The following is a 20,447-nucleotide window of genomic DNA, read 5'->3' as shown; positions in this document are numbered from 1 at the left end:
GTTCTAAAAAACAAGCGTTTTGAAACACATCCTCAACAAGTTATTTGACCACCAGCCCCTGACCCTGGCCGAGGCGCACGCCGCCATGCGGCAGCTGGGCGAGGGCGGCGCCAACCCCGCCGAAACGGCCGCCTTCCTGGCCGTGTACCGGATGCGGCCCATCACGGTGGCGGAATTGGCGGGCTTCCGCCAGGCCCTGCTCGACCTGAGCCGCGACCCTCAGCTGGGTACCAACGAGGTGCTAGACATTGTAGGCACGGGTGGCGACGGCAAAGACACCATCAACATCTCCACGCTAGCTTGCTTTGTAGTGGCCGGCGCGGGTGTGCAGGTGGCCAAGCACGGCAACTTTGGGGTGTCGTCGGTGTGTGGGGCCTCAAATGTGCTGGCGCATTTTGGCTACGACTTCGAAGCCAGCACCGACCAGTTGCGTCGGCAGCTGGAGCGGGCGGGCATCTGCTTTTTACACGCGCCGGCCTTTCATCCGGCCATGCGCCACGCCGGGCCCATTCGGCGGGAATTGGGTTTGCGTACCTTCTTCAATATTCTGGGGCCGTTGGTGAACCCGGCCCGCCCGGCGGCCCAACTGCTGGGCGTCTTCAGCCTTGAGCTGCAGCGGCTATACCATTATCTCATGCAGCCTACGGGCACACGCTACGCCGTGGTGCACGCCCTGGATGGCTACGATGAGCTGGCCCTGACCGGTCCCGCCAAAGTTGTTTCCTCCCAAACCGGCGAGCAAATGATAACTGCCGAAACGCTGGGGTTAGCCGCCTGCGCGGCCGCCGACCTGGCTGGTGGCAGCACTGTGGCCGCCTCGGCAGGCATTTTTAAGCAAGTGCTCGACGGTGGCGCCACGCCCGCCCAGCGCAACGTAGTAACCGCGAACGCCGCCCTGGCTTTGCAATGCGCCCGCCCGGCGCTGAGCTGGGACGACGCCCTGGCCCAAAGCCGCGAATCGCTGGATACGGGCGCTGCCCGGCGCGCCTTCGAAACGATGCTCGCGACTCAATAAATCAATCGGTAGTACCGACAACCAATAATTGACCACCATACGCCCCATGTCTCAGCCCACCATCCTGCAAACCATCGTCGCGCACAAGCGCAAAGAGGTAGCTACCCGCCGCGAGCTGGTGCCCGTTAAGCTGCTTGAAACCAGCCTGTACTTCAAGTCCAAGCCGCTTTCGTTGCGGCAGTACCTGCTCCGTGAAAATGGCAGTGGCCTCGTTGCGGAGTTCAAGCGCAAGTCGCCTTCCAAGGGCTGGATTAATCAATACGCACCCGTGGAGCGCACTACGCTGGGCTACATGCAGGCCGGCGCTGCTGCACTCTCTATTCTGACTGATGCTGAGTTTTTTGGCGGCAAAAACGAGGACCTGTCTACTGCTCGTCGCTTCAATTTCTGCCCCATTCTGCGCAAGGACTTTGTGGTAGATGAATATCAGATTCTCGAAGCCAAGAGCATTGGCGCTGATGCCGTGCTACTGATTGCCGCAGTGCTCACGCCCGAAGAAATCAAAACACTGGGCAGCCTGGCGCGCTCGTTTGGTATGGAAGTGCTGCTCGAGGTGCACGATGGCGACGAGCTGGCCCGCTCCATTAGTGCCGATGCGGTGGATTTGGTGGGGGTCAACAACCGCAACCTGCACGATTTCAGCCTAAGCCTCGACACCTCGTTGGACCTGGCTGCGGCCATTCCCAATGAGTTTGTGAAAGTATCGGAAAGCGGCATCTCCAGCGCTGCGGCCATTGGCACACTGCGCGAGGCGGGCTACCGGGGCTTTTTGCTTGGCGAAGCTTTTATGCGAAACGCCCGCCCAGAGCGTGCCTGCGCGGCCCTGGTACAGGAAATCGCGGCTTTGCCCAAGCCGGTTCTCGTTTCCTAGTCAGCAATAAGCCATGAAAACGCCCCGACACTTACCTGCTGATGTTGCCCTGGCCGCTGGCTTGCCCGTGGCGGTTGGTCAGCCGCAGCCAGCTGGTGCAACTGAGCTAGCGTCGCGGCTTTTGGTGAAAGTGTGCGGCATGCGCGATGCAGCAGCCCTGGCTGGCGTTGCCGAACTAGGCCCGGACTTTTTAGGCTTCATTTTCGCCCCGGCTTCTCCGCGCTACGTGGGGGAGGCGCTGGCTCCCGAGCGGGTGCAGGCACTGCCCGCGAACATCTGGAAAGTGGGCGTTTTCGTGAACGAAACCACCGAAAAGATTATAGCTATTGCCGCCCGGTTTGGGCTCGGGGCCGCACAGCTCCACGGCCAGGAAACGCCCGCACAATGCGAAGAATTAAATGACGCCGGGTTGCTTGTTATGAAGGCTTTTGCGGTGGGCAAAGCGGTTGATTTTGCGGCTTTGTTGCCTTACGTACCGCATTGCGACTTCTTTCTTTTCGACACCAAGGGCGCAGCTTCGGGCGGCAACGGAGCCGTTTTCGACTGGGATTTGTTAAAGGGCTACAATCTGCCAGTGCCCTACTTCCTGGCTGGTGGGCTGGGGCTTGAACATGCCGCTGAGCTTGCGGCTTTGCGACTCCCCGGCCTGGTTGGGGTCGATTTGAATAGCGGCTTTGAAACCGCACCCGGAATAAAAGACGCCGGCCGAGTAAAGCAGATGCTTGCCACGTTGCACAAGCAACGACAGGCTAAGCGCAGCGAGCCGGAGGCCGGGACACTTTAACTGAAACATCATCTTGCCATGACCACATCCTATCAGCAACCCACTGCCCGCGGCTACTACGGCGAATTCGGCGGCGCCTTCATTCCCGAAATGCTCTACCCCAACGTGGAAGAGCTACGCACGCGCTACCTGGAAATTCTGGCTGACCCGGATTTTCAAATCGACCTACAGCACCTACTGCGCGACTACGTGGGCCGGCCTACGCCGCTCTTCGAAGCCAAGCGCCTCTCGGAGCGCTACGGCACGCGGGTATTCCTGAAGCGCGAGGACCTTTGCCACACCGGCGCCCACAAAATCAACAACACCGTGGGCCAGATTCTGCTGGCGCAGCGGCTGGGCAAGAAGCGCATCATTGCCGAAACCGGGGCCGGCCAGCACGGCGTGGCCACGGCCACTGTCTGCGCCCTGATGGGCCTGCCTTGCGTGGTATATATGGGTGCTGTTGACATTGAGCGCCAAGCTCCTAACGTAGCGCGGATGCGTTTGCTGGGCGCCGAAGTGCGCCGCGCCGAAAGCGGCAGCCAAACGCTGAAAGACGCCACCAACGAGGCCATCCGCGACTGGATTGCCAACCCCGTGGATACGCACTACATCATTGGCTCGGTAGTGGGGCCGCACCCGTACCCGGATTTGGTAGCGCGCTTGCAGGCGGTTATCAGCGAGGAAATGCGGGCCCAGTTGCTGGAGAAAACCGGCACCGAGCTGCCCAATTTTGTGGTGGCCTGCGTGGGAGGTGGTTCCAATGCGGCCGGCGCGTTCTATCATTTCCTGGACGAGCCTTCCGTGCGCTTGATTGCCGTGGAGGCGGCCGGGCACGGCATCAATACTGGTCATTCGGCGGCAACGTCGGTGCTGGGCACACCGGGCATCATCCACGGCAGCCGTACGCTGCTCATGCAGGACGAGCACGGCCAAATCACGGAGCCTTATTCGCTCAGCGCGGGCCTGGACTACCCAGGCATTGGGCCGTTGCACGCCCACCTGGGTGCTTCGGGCCGGGCGGAGTTCATCTCCATAACCGATGATGAGGCCCTGAAGGCCGTGAGTGAGTGCAGCCGCCTGGAAGGAATCATTCCGGCGCTGGAAACGGCTCATGCCTTATCTGCTCTTGGCCAACTCGGCGCGGGCCCCGACGATGTAGTGGTAGTCAACCTCTCGGGCCGCGGCGACAAAGACCTGGAGACCTACCTGAAAAACATGGACAAACTCATTTAATCTTTTCACCGCAGAAGACGCAGAGGTTTTCGCAGAAGAGCGCAGAGGTCGTTTTTCTGCGCTCTTCTGCGAAAACCTCTGCGTCTTCTGCGGTAAATATTCATGAACAACCGAATAAAAGACGCCTTCGCGAGCAAGCAAAACCTGCTCAACATGTATTACACTGCCGGCTTCCCTAGCCTGCATGACACCCTGCCGCTGGCCAAAGCCCTAGTGGCTGCAGGCGCCGACATCCTAGAAATCGGGATGCCCTTTTCTGACCCGCTGGCCGACGGCCCGGTCATTCAGCGCAGTAGCTCGGCCGCCCTGGCAAATGGCATGAACCTACCCGTGCTATTTGGGCAGCTGCAGGAGCTGCGTGCCGCCGTGCCTGAAACACCGGTGCTGCTCATGGGCTACCTCAATCCGGTGCTGCAATTTGGCATGGAAGCTTTCCTAAAAAAAGCCGCCGAAGTGGGCGTCGATGGCCTGATTTTGCCCGACTTGCCTTTGGATGAGTACGAAGAAATGTACCACCCCATGTTCCAGAAATACGGGTTGAAGGCTGTCTTCCTCATCACGCCACAAACCTCAGAAGAGCGTATTCGCCGGCTCGACGCCCTGTCCGATGCCTTTCTCTACCTGGTGTCGGGGCCGGGCACTACCGGGGGCACTACGCTGCCCGATGTAGACGCGCAGCGGGAATACTTCCAGCGCATCACGGCCATGAACCTGAAGAATCCGCGTCTCATCGGCTTCGGCATTGCGGATAAAAGTGGCTTCGACAATGCCTGCGAGCACGCCGACGGCGCCATTATTGGCTCAGCTTTGATTCGGGCGCTGCAAGACACCGACGACGCCCCAGCCACGGCGGCCAACTTTGTGCAAGGCATTAAGCAAGCATAACCACTTCAAAAAACACTCAGACCGTCATGCTGAGCTTGTCGAAGCATCTCTACCGCTTCGTTGAGTCAATAGAGTTAGCACTGAGGTAGAGATGCTTCGACAAGCTCAGCATGACGGTCTTTTTTCTCTTCAAATCCGTGATAATTCAACTTGAAAATGCTGCCGTGGTCCCCGGCATCACCGAGCACCTGAAGCAACAGGGCTACAAAGCCACCGAAGTCAACACCCAGCACGCGCATTACCTGGTTGCCATTGGCAAGAAGGACTTAGATATCCGCACCATCGGCCAGTTGCCCGGCGTGCGCGACGTGCACCGCGTATCGGACGACTACAAGCTGGTGAGCCGCAAGTGGCGAGTGAAACCTACCGTGCTCGACCTCGGCGACGGCGTGACGATAGGCGAAGGCACCCTGGCGCTGTGCGCCGGCCCTTGCAGCATTGAAAGCGAAGCCCAAATGGAAAAGGTGATGAACCACCTGGTGGAAAACGGCGTGCGTCTGATGCGCGGCGGCGTGTTCAAGCCCCGCTCGTCGCCGTACTCGTTCCGCGGCCTGGGCATGGAAGGGTTGCGGCTGTTTCACAGCATGGCCCGCGAGCGCGGCATCAAAATCGTGACGGAGGTAATGCAGGTGTCGCAGGTAGAGGAAATGCACGATTTTGTCGATGTGTTTCAGGTGGGGGCCCGCAACACGCAGAACTTCAACTTGCTCGATGCCCTGGGCGGCGTTGACAAGCCAGTGATGATAAAGCGCGGCATTTCGGGCACTATCGAAGAGCTGCTGTCTTCGGCCGAGTACGTATTTTCGGGTGGTAATGAGAAACTGATTCTATGCGAGCGGGGCATCCGCACTTTTGAAACGGCCAGCCGCAATACCCTGGACCTGAATGCCGTGCCTATTCTGAAAGAGAAAAGCCACCTTCCGGTAATTGTCGACCCATCGCACGGCATCGGCATTCGCGAGTACGTGCCCGCCATGGCCTTGGCCGGGGTGCTGGCCGGCGCCGACGGCATCGTGTACGAAACCCACGAAACACCCGAAACGGCTGCTTCCGATGGCCAGCAGACTTTGAATTTTGATGAGTCGGCGAAGCTGGTTCGCAACCTACGGCGCGTGTTCCAGCTGCGGGGAGAGCTGGAGTAGACGTATTTAGCTGTTATCCGGAAAGTGAGTGGACCGTCATGCAGAGCGTAGCGAAGCATCTCTACCGCAATACTAAAATCAATTAGTTGCGCGGTAAAGATGCTTCGCTACGCTCTGCATGACCGTCTTTTTTAATATTCTTACCTCTTTGATAAGCTCTTAGCGGTTCAGCTTACTTAATTATTTAATTTTAGCTGTGCTTGTATTTTCAAAAACGCTTCTTAAATTCGTTCCACTCATGCGCCACCAACTCGTCAATTGCACTGCGTTCCTAATGATTTGCCCCAAAAAGGGCAAGGGAGGGCTGCATTTGGCGAACAGGAAGAACAAGGCATGAGGCCGAAACTTCACTAGAAACCTTCAAAAGCCCGAATCCGCCAGGATATCGGGCTTTTTTTTCGCCTAACTGCAATGTTTACCAAGCTCAACCCCGCCACCGCCCACAGCCAGGACCAACTGGTTTGGAAAGTTTTGTTTGACCGCCAAACGGCGCTGCTGCACCGGCGCGCTGCGCCTGCCTTCGCACAGGGCCTGGCCAAGCTGGGCTTGCGGCGCGAGGCCATCCCCGACATCGCCGAGCTCAGCGCCACGGTGTTTGAGCACACGGGTTGGACACTGGCCCCGGTTGGGCGGCCTTTCGAGCCAGGCGCATTCTTCGAATTGCTGGCCGAGCGGCGCTTCCCGATTGTAACGCGCATCCGGCCGATGCATGCCTTCGATTTCAGCCCGCAGCCGGACCTGTTTCACGACCTGTTTGGGCACGTGCCCATGCTGCTCGACGAGGGCTTGGCTGATTTCCTGCACATGCTGGGCCAGGCCTACTGCGCTCAGCCAGTAGGCTCGCCGGCGCGGGAGCAGTTGTGGGCGCTGTATTTCTTCACGGCCGAGTTTGGCCTGGTGCAGCACGAGGGGCAGCCGCGCTTGTACGGAGCGGGCCTGTTGTCGTCGGCCGGTGAAATCCACCACTGCGTGAATGAGAACACGCCGCGGGTGGTGTTCGACCTGGCCACGGTGCTGCGCACGCCCGTTACTGGCGAGCGCTACCAGCAGCAGTATTTTGTGTTGCCTGCCTGGGAGCAGCTCACCGAGTGCGTGGCTGAGCTGGCGGGCCTGCTGGCCATGGCTTAGCAGTAGCGCAAACGCATTGGGCAACAGCCGGCTGTGGAGCGTAGCTTCGTGCCGTGCTATTCGAATTCAGAGCCTATAGTTCGTTGCTGTTGCCGTTTGTAGTGCCCGGCCTGGTGCTGGCGGCGCACCTGGCCGTGCGCGCGGCCCGCACCAGCACCCTGGCCGACGGCCTGCTGGGCTTGCTGCTCTTGCTGAACGTGCTGCCCGTGGCGCAGTGGATGCTGGGCTTTGCCGGGTGGTACGACAGCCACGACGCCTATTCCACGTTCATGTTCTACATGCCGTGGCAGCCGTGGCTGGCCTGGGGGCCCGTGTTCTACCTGTACTTCCGCAGCCTCACCAATCAGGAGTTTTCGTTGCGTCGCCACTGGTGGCACTTGCTGCCGTGGCTGCTCTACGTGGCAGCGCACCTAGGCGCGGCACTACACGACGTGCTCTGGCAGCAGGGCATTCAGGGAATGAAGCTCCCTTACCACTTTGGCACCAAAGGCGTTGCGGTGGCGGCTTTGGAAAGTTTGGACTTGATTCCTTCCGTGCTCGGCTATGTCTCCATGCTGGGCTATGGCATTGCCACGCTGCGTCGCTACCGGCGTTATCGGCGCTACCTCGACGACCATTTTTCGGATACAACGCGGCTGCGCTTTCTCGGCTTGCGCGATTTGCTGCTGGCCGCCCTACTGGCCTTGGTGGTGTGGGTAGGCTTCGAGACCTTGGATGCCGCAATTGGGCCCCTCGGCTACACCGATTCCTGGTATGCGTACCTGGCCAATGGAGTTCTGATTTACTACTTGAGCATAGTAGGCATTCAGGCTAACTACGCCGCCACCGTGCCCCTGCGTTTCGAAGATGAAGCCGGTGCGGTGACTGACGCACAGCCGACGCCCGTGCAAGAAGCCCTGCTTTTTGAGAAAGCAGAAAATGTATCTCCTGAGTCAGCGTCAGCGCCACCGAAAATCAGGCGTGAGGTTGCTGCTCAGCCCGCCGAAAGCTTCGCTACCGAGATAACATTTGAGGCACGGCCCGCAGCATTGGCTCCGGAGCTGCTGCCGTGGCGCGACAAACTGCTTCACCTAATGGAGGTGGAACAGCCCTGGCTGGAGCCCGAGTTGACCCTGGCCGAGTTGGCGCACCGGCTCCGGACCAATACCTCGTTGCTGTCGCACGTCATCAACACCGGCTGCGGACAGAACTTCAACGATTTTGTGAACCGGTACCGGGTGGCCGAGGCAGAGCGCAAGCTGCAGGATGCTCGGTTTGGACATTATTCGCTGGTAGGCATTGCCTTAGAATGTGGCTTTAACTCGAAGTCCACCTTCAATCGGGTTTTCAAAAAACTTACCGGCCGCACGCCGGGGGAGGTAGCCAGGCCCAAATCATAAGCTGGGACGCCCCAAGGCGTAAGTTGAAGCGCAGGCCCGGGAGGGGCGGGGGACTTTTGGGCATCGTTTCACAAACCCCACAAGCCTCCTGCTCCCATGAAAAACGCAACCACCTCACTAGCCGCTTGGCGCGGCCCAGCCGCCGACCTAGGGCTGTTCATTTTTCGCCTGCACCTGGGCGTAATAATGGTGCTGTCCGGCGAACCCAAGCTGGTTCCGAACGACTGGTTTATCAACCAAGTGGCCGACCTGGGGTTTGTTTGGCCCACGCCAGTGCTGTGGGCATGGTTGGCGGCCTGGGGCGAATTCATTGGCGGCTTCCTGCTGCTACTGGGGTTGGCTACACGCTGGGCCGCTTTTCAACTGGCCTTTCAGTTTTTTGTCATCGCCTTTTTGTGGTACGATAAGCCAGATTTCTTCACGGGCGTTTACGTGCAGCAGGAATTGTTCTGGGGATTCGTGCTGCTCATAGCCACCGGGGCGGGCCGCTGGTCGCTGGATAGCTGGCTGCAGGGCCGCAACTTGCTGACGCCGGTGCGCAAAGCAATAGCCACCAAAGTCGCGGTAGGAACTGCGGCAGTGGTTCTGGTTGGGGTATTGGCCACTTCGCCGGCAGTAGCCGGCCTGGTGATGGGCCCAATTCATTCTGACTTATTTATTGAGCCGGGCAAGCAGTTTGTGCTGGGTGGCGGCCAGCGCGGGGCCTTCAAAGTAGCGGCGATAAACAAAAGCAAGGTGGCCATTGAAATCAAGGAGCGGCCTCTGGGCGGCGGCATCTTTGGCAGAGCCACGCTTGCGCCGGGCCAAAAAGGCGTCATCCGCTTTGCCGCAGGGTCGACGGCCGTTCTTCTCAACCCCAGCACCAGCCGAGCCAACCTAGACGTCAAAATAACGGGCGACACCAACCTGAGTATGACCTACGAACCCCTGAAATGAATGCTGATTGCCGGTGATGTCAACCCCTTTTTTTCTGCAATAAAAAAGCCATCCTTATACAAGGATGGCTTTTTGGGTATTCTGTGGAATAAGCAGCTAGGCTTTGACCTTGAATTTGGTGCGCAGGTAGGTGAGCGACTGGGCGTGGGCTTTGGCCGCGTATTCCTTGTTGAACTTGGGGTTGGAAGGGTTCGCGAAGGCGTGGTCGGCGTTGTAGCTCTCAATGGTGACCTTTTTGCCGGCGGCCGTCATGTTCTTCTTGAATTCGGCAGCTACTTCCGGGTTAATCCATTTGTCCTGAGTCGCGAAAATGCCCAGCACATCCGTGTTCAGAGTTTTGAGTTTGGCCACGTCCTTTTCGGGCATGCCGTAATACATCACGCAGGCCACGCTCTGCTTGCCGCCCAGCAAGGCCTGCTGTAGGCTCCAGCCGCCGCCAAAGCACCAGCCAATGCTGGCAAATTGGGCCTTGGGGCCGGCGTAAGCTTGCGCTCCTTTGAGGATGGCCACGGCGCGCTCCGACTTCACTTCGCCCATATACTTGCCGGCCTCTTCGGGCGTGGTGGCTACTTTGCCATCGTACAAATCCACGGCGATGACGTTGACGCCGGGCATTTCGGCAGCGAAAGTGGCGGCTTCCTTCTTGATGTAGTCGTTCAGGCCCCACCACTCGTGAATCACGAAGAGGTACTTGTTGCTGGGCGTTGCGCTCTTTATTTCGAAGCCGCGGCCGGTGCTGCCGTCGGCCGTTTTGAATTCGATGTTCTGGCCTTCGCCCTTGAACTCGAAGGGCAGAGGAGCATCGTGACCACCAGAGAAGTCTTTGTCGGCCGCCAGCATCGCAAAAGATTCCGTGGCCGAGGCCGATAAGTTGCCGGCCGGACGGGCGCAGCAGCTGGCCATTTTTTGGGCCGATGCCGAGAAGGTAAGGCTCAGGAGGGCCACACCAAGGGTAAGTAATTTATTCATTCGGATGTGAGTTGGAAAAATGATAAAGTCGCTTGCCGGCTGCTTTTGCAGTACCGGGGCGCTCATCAAAACACTCACCCCTCGTTTTGTTTTGTCGGCGCGTCGGCGAAGCCCGTTTTCACGCGCGCCCGCAGCTCGGTGAGCAGCGCAAACAAGCCCACGTAAGTGCGGTTGAGGTAAATGAAATGCGCCGAACCGCGCGGCTCCCGCTGCTTTTTTAGCTCGGGGTCAGCCATCAGGTCGTCGCCGAGGGCGTAGAGACTTTGCATGTAGGCGGGGTCGCCGAAGTCGAAGTTGGCCTGGCGGAAGGGGCGGCCCACCAGTTCCAGCGATACCCGCAGCGTGCGCAGGTACAGCGCCCGCATGGCGGCGGGGTCGGTGGGGCGCAGCACGGTAGCTTCGACGAGCAGCGCTTCGAGCCGGGCTTCGTCGGCGAAAGTTTCGGGCGCTAGTAGGGCGGTGAACATGGCCAGCACATCAACGGGCACTTCCTTCACGCAACCAAAGTCGAGCACGCCCACTGTGCCGCCGCCGTCGGCGCGGAGCAGAAAGTTGCCGGGGTGCGGGTCGGCGTGCACTTTGTGCAGGGTGTTGAGCTGAAATTGATAAAAATCCCACAGCGTTTGGCCCAACTGGTCGCGCACTTCCTGGCTGGGGTTGGTGGCCAGGAATTCTTTGAGGTGCTGGCCGGGCAGCCAGTCCATGGTCAGGATGCGGGCCGACGACAGCGCGGGGTAGTAAGCCGGAAACTGCAGGTGCGGAATGTGGGCGCAGCTGGCGGCCATCTCCTGGCCGCGGCGCAGTTCCAGCGCGTAGTCAGTTTCTTCCAGCAGGCGGGCTTCCACTTCCTCCAGGTAGGGCCGCACCTGGCTTTCGTTGAGGCCCATCACGCGCAGGGCAATGGGCTTCACCAGGTTGATGTCGGACTTAATGCTGGCGGCGACGCCCGGGTACTGCACTTTCACGGCCAGCTGAACGCCGTTTTTGCGCGCCAGGTGTACCTGGCCAATGCTGGCGGCTTGCCGTGCTTCGGGCTCAAACTCATCAAATAAGCCGAAAGGCGACTGCCCAAACGCGTCGCGGAAGGCCTTCACCACCAGCGGGCCCGAAAGCGGCGGCGTCTGGTACTGGGCTTTGGCAAACTGGTCGGCGTAGGCGGTGGGCAGGAGGTTTTTCTCCATGGCCATCATCTGCGCCACTTTCAGTACGGAGCCCTTCATTTCGCTCAGGGCGCCGTAGAGTTCGGCGGCATTGGCGGCGTGCAGGTCCTCGGTGGTCGACTCGGCGCCCACGGCCCGCTTGGCGTAGTGCTTCACGTAGTTGGCGCCCACGCTGATGCCGGTTTTGGCAAAGCGGGCGGCCCGGGCCACTTTGGTGGTGGGCAGGGAAGTTTGGGGTTCGTCCATTAAGTCAGGGAGAGGGGTAGCTGAAAAACAGCACGTCATGCTGAGCACAGCCGATGACGTGCTGTTGCTCGCTTGCCTGCTGATAATCAGCGTTAGCGGCGCACCAGAAAGCGCACGAAATCAAAAGCCGAATCCAGGGTATTGCGGCCCACAAGGTCGAAGCTCAAGGTGACAGCCTTTTCCACCGCGGCATCGGTACGTTCAAAATTCACGGTGTCGTCCTTAGCAAAAAAGCCCAGCACAAACAGCGCCTGCTGCCAGAAGAAGCGCGGGTAGCCCTCCTGCACCACGGGGCGGTTGGCGATTTCGCCACTTACCCGGCCGTCGGCCAATAAGTCGCTCACAAACATTTCAAAGTCCTGGCGGAAGTCGTCGAGCACGCGGGGCGAAAGGGCGGGTACGCGGCTCAGCGAGCGGCGCAAGCTCATGAGGGCGTAGGAACGGTTTTGCTTGAGAATTTCGAGCAGCGTATAGTAAAAAGCAAGCAGCTTCTCGCGGCTGCCGTAGCCTTCCCACACCGGCTCAGCGGCCGCAGTGGTGCGCGCCTGACGCCCAAAATCGGCCCACAGCTCGCGGTCGATGGCTTCGAAATTGGGGTAGAATTTGTAAAACTCCTGCTCGGCGATGCCCAGCTGCTGAGTCAGCTTAAACACCGATTGCGGCGGGTGTCCTTCGTTGAGCACGAAGTTGAGATAAGCTTGTTTGATGCGGTCCTTTTCCATAGACTCACAACCGCTTCAGGGCACCAACGGTTCGGCTGTTGTAGCGCGAACTTTGCAGTTCGCGTGTCCGAACGACAGACGTATGGCGCGGGAACGCGAACTACAAAGTTCGCGCTACTAGCTTGCTGCGATGCGAGCGGCCCGGATGGCCTCCACGGCGCGGTCGCGGGCGTACTTATGCTCGACAATGGGGGCAACGTAGGCGCTACTGACCACTTCCGGCACCCAGCGCTTTACGTACTTTAGCTCGGGGTCGACCTGCGCCAGCTGGCTTTCCGGGCTATACACCCGAAACCAGGGGGCGGATATGGCGCCGGTGCCGGCCATCCACTGCCAGTTGCCCACGTTGTTGGCTAACTCGTAGTCTAGCAGCTTATCAGCAAAATATTTCTCGCCCAAGCGCCAGTCGATAAATAGGTGCTTGACGAGAAAGCCCGCCACGGTCATGCGCACGCGGTTGGGGAGGTAGCCGGTGGCGTTTAGCTCGCGCATGCCGGCATCCACGAGGGGGTAGCCGGTGCGGCCCTCGCACCAAGCCCGGAACTCGTCCTCGTTGTTGCGGTAGGGCACGTGCCGCATTTTGGGGTCGTAGGCTTCGGTGGCGGTGTTGGGGTAGTGCCAGAGCAGCATCATGAAAAAGTCGCGCCAAATAATTTCGGCCATCAGCTTCGGGTTCAGGGCTTTGGCTTGGCGCATCACCTGCCGTACGCTGAGGGTGCCGAAACGCAGCTGCACCGAGATGCGGGAGGTGCCGTTTTGCAGGGCGGGGGTGTTGCGGGTTTTGTGGTAGTTGCGGACTACGTCCTCGGCGGGCAGGTCGGCGGTGGGCACGTATTGTTCGAGGCGCTCGAAGCCCATGCTGGCCAGGGTGGGGCGGGAGCCTGCTTGCGCCTCGGGCAGGCGATGGAGGCGTTCAGCAGTGAAAGCTTCCTGCGAGCCAAAAGGCAGCAGCAGGTCGTCGGTGAGCTTGGCCAGGTAGCTTTTGTGGTAGGCCCCGAAAACCTTGGGTACTGTGCCCGACTTGGTCATAATGTCATCTTTGGCGAAGATGACCTGGTCTTTGTAAAGCAGGAAGTCGACGCTGTGCTTGTGCAGCATCTGGCCCACGGCGGTGTCGCGCTCCCGAGCGTAGGGCTCGTAGTCTTCGTTGGAGTGCACGGCCGCGATGTCGTACTCCTGCACCAGTGCTTCCAGCACCTCCACGGGCTTGCCGTAGCGCGCCAGAAAAGTGCCTCCGGCGGCTTCAGTGGCCCGAGCCAGTTTTTCTACTTCGTCAAAGATGTAGGTCAGCCGAGCGTCGGCCTTGTTGGGAAGGTAGTCGAGAATGTCCCGGTCGTAGATGAACAGGGGTACCACCGGTAACCCGCTGGCCAGGGCAGCCGCTAGCCCGGCATTGTCGTGAAGGCGAATGTCGCGCCGGTGCCAAAAGAGGCAGATTTTCATGGCGTGCAATTTATAAGTAGAAAGCTGGTGGCAGTCTGAAAGGAGCGCAGCGACTGTGACTGCCAACCACGACAACGAGGGCAGTCTCGCGAATTTCATTCGCTTAAGACTGCCGCCAGTGGCTGTTTTTTATCTAATTACTTCAGTTTTCCCATGCCGCCATCCACGGCCAATACCTGTCCGGTCACAAACGCGCTGTGGTCGGAAAGTAGGAACGAGGCCGTATAAGCCAGGTCCTCGGGCTGGCCGATGCGCTGCAGCGGATGACGTTTGCCGCCAGCTTCCACTTTCTCGGGCGTGTTGAGCAGGGCCGCTGCCAGGGGCGTGTTGGTGAGCGAAGGCGCAATGCAGTTTACCCGCACCCCGCTGGGCGCGTACTCTGCCGCCAAGGCCCGGGTGAGGCCTTCTACCGCTGCTTTGGCCGTGGCAATGCTGGTGTGAAAACTCATGCCCGTATCGGCCGCTACAGTGCTGAACAAGACCACGGACGCCCCGCCTTCGGCCTTTTTCAAACGCTTGATGGTGGCCTGCAGCACCCGCACGGCCCCCAGCACATTCAGGTCGAAGTCGGCCTGAAAATCTTCGGTAGGAATGCGCTCAAAAGGCCGCAGCTTGATGCTGCCGGGGAAGTAAGCCACTCCGTGCAGGACATCCGGCAATCCATCGAAAGCAGCCCCAACCGGCTGGGTAGCATCGTATTCTACGTGCGTAGTGCCTAACTCCTGAAGCTCCGGCGACAGGTGCCGCGAAGCAGTGAACAAGTTTACCTGCAGCTTGCTCAGCAGCTGGGCCGTGGCTAGGCCAATGCCCGATGATGCGCCAATGAGAAGGATATTTTTGTCAGTGAAATCCATGCGGAGGAAGCTTAGCAGTAAGAATGCTTTGCTAACCCATGCACTAGCGGAAAGTTTGGCGAATTGCTTGGTAACTGGACCAGGATGGTCTTAAGCCGGGGCACGGCTGGGTTCAGGTCTTGAATAAGCCAGGACCGTTTTGCTAACAAAAAATTGACTTCTTTTTCCAACATGATTTTTGCTCTATTTTAGTATTTGCGAAGCTGAATATCAGCCTGAAATGCCGTAGCCGCGCAGGGGGTGAGCTGACTGCAAACGTTTGCGGGAGCCTTGTTCCGCAGCCTTTGCCGTAGTTTCGCCGTATGCGCGGCTATTCCACCACTCCTTTCTATGAACATAACTAAACTCCTTGTTGCCAACCGGGGCGAAATTGCAATTCGCGTGATGCGCGCGGCCACCGAGCTGAATATCCCCACCGTGGCCGTCTACACCTATGAAGACCGGTACTCGCTGCACCGCTACAAAGCCGATGAAGCCTATCAGATTGGGCGCGACGACGAACCCCTGAAGCCCTACCTAGACATCGAAGGCCTCATCCGAATTGCGAAAGCCAATGGTGCCAACGCCATTCACCCCGGCTATGGCTTCCTGAGTGAAAATGCCACCCTCTCGCGCCGCTGCGCCGAAGAAGGCATTGTGTTCGTAGGCCCTCGCCCCGAAGTGATGGAGGCCCTCGGCGACAAGGTGCGAGCCAAGGAAGTGGCCCAGCGCTGCCAGGTGCCCCAAATTGAAAGCAGCGAGGCCGACCTGGTTGACTTCGAAACCGCCAAAACCGAAGCCAACCGCATTGGCTACCCCGTGATGCTGAAGGCGGCCAGCGGCGGTGGCGGCCGCGGCATGCGCATCATCCGCGACAACGACCAGTTGGAGAAAGGCTTTTTTGAGGCGCGCAACGAGGCCCTGAACGCCTTCGGCGACGACACCGTGTTCCTGGAGAAGTACGTGGAGCGCCCCAAGCACATCGAAGTGCAACTTGTGGGCGACCAGCACGGCAACCTCGTGCACCTCTACGAGCGCGACTGCTCGGTACAGCGCCGCTTCCAGAAAGTGGTGGAAGTGGCGCCTGCCATGAACCTGCCCGACCACCAGCGCCATCTGCTGTATGAGTACGCCCTGCGCATCGGCCGGGCCGTGGGCTACGACAACGTGGGCACCGTAGAATTCCTGGTTAACCCCGAGCAGGACCGCATCTACTTCATCGAAGTAAACCCCCGCATTCAGGTAGAGCACACCGTAACTGAGATGATTACGGGCGTGGACTTGATTAAAACCCAGATTTACATTGCGGCTGGCTACAACCTGAAAGACCCCGAAATTGGCCTGGGGCCCGATGTCAAGCCCCTACGGGCCGGCTACGCCATTCAGTGCCGGGTGACCACAGAAGACCCCGAAAACGATTTCAAGCCCGACTACGGCACCATTGTGGCCTACCGGGCGGCGGGCGGCTTCGGTATCCGGCTCGACGAGGGCTCGGTGTACCAGGGCGTGGTGGTGTCGCCATTCTTCGATTCCATGCTGGTGAAGGTATCGGCCCACGCGCCCACGCTGCACGGCGCGGCCCAGAAAATGCTGCGCAGCCTCGACGAATTCCGGGTGCGCGGCGTGCAAACCAACATCCAGTTCCTGAAGAACATCATTGGCAACAAGGACTTTCAGTCGGGCCAAGCCAACGTGGACTTCATCAAGGACACCCCGTCGCTGTTCAAGTTTGAATTTCGGCAGGACCGCGCCACGCGCATGCTCAGCTTCATTGGCGAAGTGGTGGTGAACGGCAACCCCGACGTCAAAAATCTGCTCGACCCCCGCCACAGCCCCCGCCAGCCCCGCCTACCGCACTCCGACCACACGGCGCCCGCGCCCGGCACCAAGCAAAAGCTGCACGAGCTAGGCCCCGACGGCTTCTCGAAGTGGCTGCGCGACGAGCCCCTGATTCACTACACCGACACCACCTTGCGCGATGCCCACCAGAGCCTGCTCGCCACCCGCATGCGCACCTGGGACATGCTGAAAGTGGCCGGGCCCTATGCCCAGCAGCACCCCCAAACCTTCAGCCTCGAAGTATGGGGCGGCGCCACGTTTGACGTGGCCCTGCGCTTCCTGCACGAAGACCCCTGGGAGCGGCTGGCCAAGCTCCGCGAAGCCGTCCCGAACATTCTGCTGCAAATGCTGATTCGCGGGGCCAACGGCGTGGGCTACAAGGCCTATCCCGACAACCTGACCGAACGATTCGTAGAGCAGGCCGCCGAAACTGGCGTCGACATCTTCCGCATTTTCGACTCGCTGAACTGGCTTAAAGGAATGGAAGCCTGCATTGGCTTTGTGCGCAACAAAACCGACCGGTTGGCTGAAGCCTGCATCTGCTACACCGGCGATATCCTCGACCCGAACCGCACCAAATACACCCTCGATTACTACTTGAAGCTGGCCAAGCAGCTGGAAGACGCCGGCGCGCACATCCTCTGCATCAAGGACATGGCAGGTCTGTTGAAGCCCTACGCTGCCACTGAGCTGATTGCCGGCCTGCGCGACACCGTGAAGCTGCCCATTCACCTGCACACCCACGACACTTCGTCGCTACAGGCCGCTACTTACATGAAGGCTGTCGAAGCCGGCGTTAACGTTATCGACGTAGCCTTGGGCGCCTTATCGGGCCTCACCTCCCAGCCCAACTTCAATTCGGTGGTGGAAATGCTGCGCGGCACACCTCGGCACCGCGAGTTCAACCAGCAGTCGCTGAACGAGTTCAGCAACTACTGGGAAGGCGTGCGCGAAATGTATTATCCCTTCGAGTCGGGTCTGAAGGCGGGCACTTCGGAGGTGTTTCAGCACGAAATTCCAGGCGGGCAGTATTCCAACCTGCGACCGCAGGCCTCGTCGCTGGGCTTGCTCGATAAGTTTGAGGAAGTGAAGCAGCGCTTCGCCGACGTGAACGACATGTTCGGCGACATCGTGAAGGTGACGCCCAGCAGCAAGGTGGTCGGCGACATGGCCCTCTTTATGGTGTCCAACGGCCTCACGCCCGCCGATGTCATGGAGAAAGGCGAGACCCTGAACTTCCCTGAGTCGGTGCGTGAACTGTTCCGCGGCGACATTGGTCAGCCCGAAGGCGGCTGGCCCGAGGAGCTGCAAAGACTGATTCTGAAAAATGAAACTCCCTTTACCGACCGGCCCAACGAGCATCTGGCGCCCATCGACTTCAAGAAAGAGTGGAAGGGCTTCCAGGTGAAATACCCCGGTGCGAAGTTCACCGACATGCTGTCGTCGCTGCTCTACCCCAAGGTGTTCGATGAGTATTGGGCCCACCGCATCAAGTATGGCGACGTGAGCAAGGCGCCGACCTCGGTGTTTTTCTATGGCCTACAGCCCGGCGAGGAAACCATTATCGAAATCGCCAAGGGCAAGTCGGTTATTGTGCGCCTGGAGTCGGTAGGCACGCTCAACGAGGAGGGCTGCCGCACCATCTTCTTCACCCTCAACGGCCAAACCCGCAACCTGCAGGTGCGCGACCAGTCGGTGGCCGTCACCAAAATCAGCAACGCCAAGGCCGACAAGGCCAACCCCCGCCAGGTGGGTGCCCCGCTGCAAGGCATGCTGAGCAAGGTGCTGGTGAAGCCCGGCCAGAAAGCCGCCAAAAACACGCCGCTCTTCGTCATCGAAGCCATGAAAATGGAAACCACCATCACCGCTCCCAAGGACATTGTGGTCGACAGCATTACTCTCACCGAAGGCAGCCGCGTCTCGGCCGATGACTTGGTGCTGACATTAAGTTAAATGCAACAAAGGATGAGGAACAATCAATATAGCGTCACTATATTGTAAGCGTTATTTATAAATCCTCACCCAACTTCTGCCATGCGATTCTACTTATTGTGCTTAATTGGTTTTAATTTCACTGTGCTGCCCTTGGCCGCCCAGACCGTAGTGTTGCCTACTTCCGCCGGTGGAAAAGCCTCTACCATTAGCGATAAGCCGGATAATGCACTTGTATTGGCAGACAAAGTCCGGAATGTGACTGAGATTGGTCTCAGTGGATACGATGCAGTTGCTTTTGACATGCGTCCGCGCCTGACGCGGGGGACGCCGTTCTTGGTGCCAGGCTGGGCGATGGGCGAGGTGTTATTGGGTAACCAAGACCAGCCGATAGAAGGTGTGCTCAAGTTTGACATACACAACCAGCAGTTGCGAGCCATGCGGCCCCAGGGCGACTCTCTCATCTTGGCATCCCATGCGATAAAAACATTTATGCTGCGCCCCACCGGACCAGACGGCAAACCTGTAGAACGGCGTTTTGACCAAGTGCCAAGCGGTTTGGTACCAAGTTTGGGTGTGGCTTTTGCTGAAAATTTATCAACCGGCAACGAAGTCAGCTTGCTTAAACTTCAGTGGAAAACAATTCTCAAAGGACAAGTTGAATCCACTTATAACAGCAACAAGCCTACTGACTCCTATCAGATTAACAGTCAGTATTACTTGCGTTGGGCTGATGGCAGTATGACGCCGGTGAAACCAACGTCAAACAGCATTCTGGCTGCCCTAGCAATGCGGCAGGCCGCTGCCGCTGCGGTCGAAGCGCAGAATAAAAGCAAGGCCCGGACTGATGCAGAACTGGCAGCCATCGTGCGCCGTGTGAATGACAAAAGTACTACCAAACAGTAGCTTGCCTACTGTTAGGGTTTAATACAACTTCATTTACCAATCCTAATAGTAAGTAGAGGTCAAAATAAGAAGCTGGCCCCGCCGCGACAGTATTGCACTGTTGCGGCGGGGCCGATTTATGTACGTATAGGGGTCTATTTCCCCAACTTGAAGGCCATGCCCGCGCCAAGTGTCGCGGTGCCGCTGGCCGTGCCACCCAGCACCCGGCCGGCGTTCACATCGAGGCGCAGCAGGGAAATGGGGCGCCAGTACAATCCCGCCGTGGCACCCGTGTTTAACTGTCCTCGGCCAATGCCGTAGCCTTCAACAAAGAAGCCGGTTTTGTCGCTGATAGGGCCGTTCAGGGCCAGTGTGCCTATAAACTGGCCTTTTTCAATGTCGGCCACCCTCAGGCCGGGTTGGCTGAAACCGAAGTTAGCTTCCAGCCCGTACCGCTCCCCAATCTGTTGGCTAACCAGCAGGCGCCCGCTGGGGGCCAGGCCTTTCACAGCGAGCTCTTTGCTGCCCGTGCCGGGCAGCGGCGACTCTACCAAAATGGCCACTTGGGTGCGGGTGTCGTAATTTGGGGAAATCATGAACTTGGAGCCCACAACCAGCGGGGCCCAGCCCGCCGCCATTTCAAACCGCTCGCCTTCGCCGGTGCTGATGCGCTGCTGGTACCGGTTCAAGTAAGGCTGAGTCACCCGCAACTCCATGCTATTGAAGAAACCAATGCGCAGAGTAGCGCCGCTGTTCAGCAAACTTTCTCCTGTTGCCGGGGCTACCCGCTGCGCTCCAGCTTCGAGCTGGAAGCGGCCGGCCCGCAGCACCTGCGCGGTGATGGTTTGCCCGGGACGGTCGGCGCGAATGTTTCGCACGAAAGGAGCATCAACGTTGGGGTTGTTTTCTTCCGGCGTGTTTTGGGCCAGGGTGAGGCCGGGGCTGCCCAAGAGAGCAGCGACGGCCAGCAGAGTGGTCTTGCGCATCCACCACAGACCCCCGCCGCTACGGCAAGGTTCATATTTGGTTGCTTTTTAGTGAAATTTCTTTAAATAATTCAGGA

At 59.1% G+C, this 20,447-nt stretch carries 17 protein-coding genes; 11 read left to right on the top strand and 6 right to left on the bottom strand.

Going from position 1 to position 20,447, the window contains the following annotated elements; all coding sequences use genetic code 11:
* The first annotated feature begins 19 nt into the window (after positions 1-19).
* The 9 genes from trpD (at position 20) to BMZ66_RS05000 (ending at position 9,355) form a co-directional block, all read left to right on the top strand.
* Positions 20-1,015 (top strand): anthranilate phosphoribosyltransferase, encoded by a 996-nt coding sequence (gene trpD / locus BMZ66_RS05040; protein WP_092669616.1) that lies wholly within the window; start codon positions 20-22, stop codon positions 1,013-1,015.
* Between the two features lie 46 nt (positions 1,016-1,061).
* Positions 1,062-1,886: an indole-3-glycerol phosphate synthase TrpC gene (gene trpC / locus BMZ66_RS05035; RefSeq protein ID WP_092669614.1), complete on the top strand. Its 825-nt coding sequence runs from the start codon at positions 1,062-1,064 to the stop codon at positions 1,884-1,886.
* A gap of 13 nt (positions 1,887-1,899) precedes the next feature.
* Positions 1,900-2,670, top strand: a complete 771-nt coding sequence (locus tag BMZ66_RS05030) for a phosphoribosylanthranilate isomerase (protein WP_092669611.1) — start codon at positions 1,900-1,902, stop codon at positions 2,668-2,670.
* An 18-nt stretch (positions 2,671-2,688) separates the two neighbouring features.
* Positions 2,689-3,885 carry a tryptophan synthase subunit beta gene (gene trpB, locus BMZ66_RS05025; RefSeq protein ID WP_092669609.1) on the top strand — a complete coding sequence of 399 codons (1,197 nt, stop codon included), beginning with the start codon at positions 2,689-2,691 and terminating at the stop codon, positions 3,883-3,885.
* A 102-nt stretch (positions 3,886-3,987) separates the two neighbouring features.
* A complete protein-coding gene (gene trpA / locus BMZ66_RS05020) occupies positions 3,988-4,770 on the top strand; it encodes a tryptophan synthase subunit alpha (protein ID WP_092669607.1) in 783 nt (260 codons plus the stop codon).
* Positions 4,771-4,907: 137 nt separating this feature from the next.
* Positions 4,908-5,912, top strand: coding sequence for a 3-deoxy-7-phosphoheptulonate synthase (gene aroF, locus BMZ66_RS05015; RefSeq protein ID WP_439645757.1), 1,005 nt, complete (start codon positions 4,908-4,910; stop codon positions 5,910-5,912).
* A 411-nt stretch (positions 5,913-6,323) separates the two neighbouring features.
* Positions 6,324-7,040 carry a hypothetical protein gene (locus BMZ66_RS05010; protein WP_092669603.1) on the top strand — a complete coding sequence of 239 codons (717 nt, stop codon included), beginning with the start codon at positions 6,324-6,326 and terminating at the stop codon, positions 7,038-7,040.
* Positions 7,041-7,093: 53 nt separating this feature from the next.
* Entirely contained in the window at positions 7,094-8,419 is a 1,326-nt protein-coding gene (locus tag BMZ66_RS05005; RefSeq protein WP_143080059.1) for a helix-turn-helix domain-containing protein, read from the top strand.
* Between the two features lie 96 nt (positions 8,420-8,515).
* Entirely contained in the window at positions 8,516-9,355 is an 840-nt protein-coding gene (locus BMZ66_RS05000; protein WP_092669599.1) for a DoxX family protein, read from the top strand.
* A gap of 96 nt (positions 9,356-9,451) precedes the next feature.
* On the opposite strand, the gene BMZ66_RS04995 is transcribed toward BMZ66_RS05000, so the two are convergent.
* The 5 genes from BMZ66_RS04995 to BMZ66_RS04975 all read right to left on the bottom strand — a co-directional run bounded on the left by BMZ66_RS04995 (position 9,452) and on the right by BMZ66_RS04975 (position 14,749).
* The gene (locus BMZ66_RS04995; RefSeq protein WP_092670287.1) at positions 9,452-10,324 is read right to left on the bottom strand and encodes a dienelactone hydrolase family protein; all 873 of its coding nucleotides are present in this window, start codon (positions 10,322-10,324) and stop codon (positions 9,452-9,454) included.
* A gap of 74 nt (positions 10,325-10,398) precedes the next feature.
* Positions 10,399-11,730 carry an ABC1 kinase family protein gene (locus tag BMZ66_RS04990; RefSeq protein ID WP_092669597.1) on the bottom strand — a complete coding sequence of 444 codons (1,332 nt, stop codon included), beginning with the start codon at positions 11,728-11,730 and terminating at the stop codon, positions 10,399-10,401.
* Between the two features lie 92 nt (positions 11,731-11,822).
* Positions 11,823-12,452: a TetR family transcriptional regulator C-terminal domain-containing protein gene (locus BMZ66_RS04985; RefSeq protein ID WP_092669595.1), complete on the bottom strand. Its 630-nt coding sequence runs from the start codon at positions 12,450-12,452 to the stop codon at positions 11,823-11,825.
* A gap of 117 nt (positions 12,453-12,569) precedes the next feature.
* Complete coding sequence (locus tag BMZ66_RS04980; RefSeq protein ID WP_092669593.1) at positions 12,570-13,895, bottom strand: cryptochrome/photolyase family protein; 1,326 nt, start codon at positions 13,893-13,895, stop codon at positions 12,570-12,572.
* Between the two features lie 137 nt (positions 13,896-14,032).
* Complete coding sequence (locus BMZ66_RS04975) at positions 14,033-14,749, bottom strand: SDR family NAD(P)-dependent oxidoreductase (protein ID WP_092669591.1); 717 nt, start codon at positions 14,747-14,749, stop codon at positions 14,033-14,035.
* Positions 14,750-15,079: 330 nt separating this feature from the next.
* Between BMZ66_RS04975 and BMZ66_RS04970 the strand changes: the two genes are divergently transcribed.
* A complete protein-coding gene (locus BMZ66_RS04970; protein ID WP_092669589.1) occupies positions 15,080-18,520 on the top strand; it encodes a pyruvate carboxylase in 3,441 nt (1,146 codons plus the stop codon).
* A gap of 81 nt (positions 18,521-18,601) precedes the next feature.
* Entirely contained in the window at positions 18,602-19,405 is an 804-nt protein-coding gene (locus BMZ66_RS04965; protein ID WP_092669587.1) for a hypothetical protein, read from the top strand.
* Between the two features lie 134 nt (positions 19,406-19,539).
* Here BMZ66_RS04965 and BMZ66_RS04960 read toward each other — a convergent pair whose 3' ends face one another.
* Complete coding sequence (locus BMZ66_RS04960) at positions 19,540-20,370, bottom strand: transporter family protein (RefSeq protein WP_092669585.1); 831 nt, start codon at positions 20,368-20,370, stop codon at positions 19,540-19,542.
* Between the last annotated feature and the right edge of the window lie 77 nt (positions 20,371-20,447).

This window comes from Hymenobacter arizonensis, from assembly GCF_900115775.1.
GTDB classification, from domain to species: domain Bacteria; phylum Bacteroidota; class Bacteroidia; order Cytophagales; family Hymenobacteraceae; genus Hymenobacter; species Hymenobacter arizonensis.
This window is presented reverse-complemented; position numbering and strand designations above follow the sequence as displayed.

Bases quoted from the DNA above. Each gene is read 5' to 3' on its own strand.
- BMZ66_RS05010 (WP_092669603.1), top strand. From the start codon at position 6,324: ATGTTTACCAAGCTCAACCCCGCCACCGCCCACAGCCAGGACCAACTG.
- trpC (WP_092669614.1), top strand. From the start codon at position 1,062: ATGTCTCAGCCCACCATCCTGCAAACCATCGTCGCGCACAAGCGCAAA.
- BMZ66_RS05030 (WP_092669611.1), top strand. From the start codon at position 1,900: ATGAAAACGCCCCGACACTTACCTGCTGATGTTGCCCTGGCCGCTGGC.
- BMZ66_RS04990 (WP_092669597.1), bottom strand. From the start codon at position 11,730: ATGGACGAACCCCAAACTTCCCTGCCCACCACCAAAGTGGCCCGGGCC.
- trpA (WP_092669607.1), top strand. From the start codon at position 3,988: ATGAACAACCGAATAAAAGACGCCTTCGCGAGCAAGCAAAACCTGCTC.
- trpB (WP_092669609.1), top strand. From the start codon at position 2,689: ATGACCACATCCTATCAGCAACCCACTGCCCGCGGCTACTACGGCGAA.
- BMZ66_RS04980 (WP_092669593.1), bottom strand. From the start codon at position 13,895: ATGAAAATCTGCCTCTTTTGGCACCGGCGCGACATTCGCCTTCACGAC.
- BMZ66_RS05000 (WP_092669599.1), top strand. From the start codon at position 8,516: ATGAAAAACGCAACCACCTCACTAGCCGCTTGGCGCGGCCCAGCCGCC.
- BMZ66_RS04960 (WP_092669585.1), bottom strand. From the start codon at position 20,370: ATGCGCAAGACCACTCTGCTGGCCGTCGCTGCTCTCTTGGGCAGCCCC.
- BMZ66_RS04995 (WP_092670287.1), bottom strand. From the start codon at position 10,324: ATGAATAAATTACTTACCCTTGGTGTGGCCCTCCTGAGCCTTACCTTC.
- BMZ66_RS04965 (WP_092669587.1), top strand. From the start codon at position 18,602: ATGCGATTCTACTTATTGTGCTTAATTGGTTTTAATTTCACTGTGCTG.
- BMZ66_RS04975 (WP_092669591.1), bottom strand. From the start codon at position 14,749: ATGGATTTCACTGACAAAAATATCCTTCTCATTGGCGCATCATCGGGC.
- BMZ66_RS04985 (WP_092669595.1), bottom strand. From the start codon at position 12,452: ATGGAAAAGGACCGCATCAAACAAGCTTATCTCAACTTCGTGCTCAAC.
- BMZ66_RS04970 (WP_092669589.1), top strand. From the start codon at position 15,080: ATGAACATAACTAAACTCCTTGTTGCCAACCGGGGCGAAATTGCAATT.